The 231-nt window shown below is 71.0% G+C and carries 1 protein-coding gene; it reads left to right on the forward strand.

Annotation, left to right across the window (positions count from 1 at the left end):
* Positions 1–201, forward strand: a 201-nt coding sequence (locus SB719_RS22915) for a glycosyltransferase (RefSeq protein ID WP_412160151.1), incomplete at its 5' end; no start/stop codon positions are given.
* Positions 202–231 lie beyond the last annotated feature (30 nt).

A 231-nucleotide genomic window follows, 5' to 3' on the forward strand; every position in this document is an offset into this window, starting at 1 on the left:
CTGTTCCCTCCGTCCGACGACCGGGCGCTGCGCGCGGCGGTCTCGATGCTCGTCCACGACGGCGCCTTCCGGCGACGGATGGGGGAGGCCGGACGACGGGCGGTGCTCGGCCGCAGCTGGGATGTCATCTGCCGCGAGCTGACCGGTCACTACGAGCAGGTCATCCTCAGTGCCGTCACCGGGGTGGGAGCGTACAGTTAGGTGGCCCCAGCGGGCCGTCTTCCTCTCTCG

It is taken from the genome of Pantoea sp. SIMBA_079, assembly GCF_046940275.1.
GTDB classification, from domain to species: Bacteria; Pseudomonadota; Gammaproteobacteria; order Enterobacterales; family Enterobacteriaceae; genus Pantoea; species Pantoea borealis.